This is a genomic window from Acidovorax sp. KNOB132 (assembly GCF_057541515.1).
Genome location: NZ_BAAJYT010000638.1, coordinates 1 through 641 on the forward strand (window position 1 = coordinate 1; position 641 = coordinate 641).

Consider the following 641-nt stretch of genomic DNA (forward strand, 5'->3'; position numbering starts at 1 on the left):
CATCCTCGTCCCCCGCCGCCCGTCGCTGGCCAGGGGCGCCAGCAGGCCGGCCACGCGCTGCGCGAGCGGCGGCAGCGCATAGGTGCGGGCGCTGTCGTCCCAGGCCAGCAGGCCCACGTCGCGAAAGCGCTTGAGCACGGTGTCCAGCGCCTCGGGGCGCAGGGCGTGGAAGATCTCGTCGATGCGCTCGCGCGCCAGCGTGGCCTCGCCCTGGCGCGCCAGTTGCAGGAAGGCCCACAGCCGCAGCTGCACCAGCGCCGCCGGGCCGTGGAACAGCCCGCTCAGCGCCTGGGTGACGGCCTGCTCGCGCGCAATGCGCCACAGCAGGGCCGAATCGCCGGCCGCATCGGCATCCCGGAAAAAGTCGAACAGCCCGCCCTCGTTCTCCGCCCCTCCAGGCCACGGCGCCTCGGCCGCCAACACAGTGCTCTCCATGCCGTCCTGTTCAGTGTTCCGTCATCATTCGAAGGCCAGCTGCGCCAGCGCGGCGACCGAAGCGGTCTCGGCCCGCAGAACACGCGCGCCCAGGCTGGCCGGCGCGAAGCCGTGGGCCAGCGCCAGGTCTTCCTCCTGCGCGGTCAGCCCGCCCTCGGGGCCATGCAGCACCTGCACGCGGCCGGCGCTGCCGACCGCCTCGCGCA

At 74.1% G+C, this 641-nt stretch carries 1 protein-coding gene and 1 pseudogene; both read right to left on the bottom strand.

Annotated elements, in window-relative coordinates:
* Nucleotides 1-435 (bottom strand): annotated as a pseudogene (locus AC27IO_RS25150) (hypothetical protein); the annotation flags it as partial.
* Between the two features lie 24 nt (nt 436-459).
* The coding region (locus AC27IO_RS25155; protein ID WP_498741336.1) for an RsmE family RNA methyltransferase at nt 460-641 on the bottom strand (182 nt) is incomplete at its 5' end.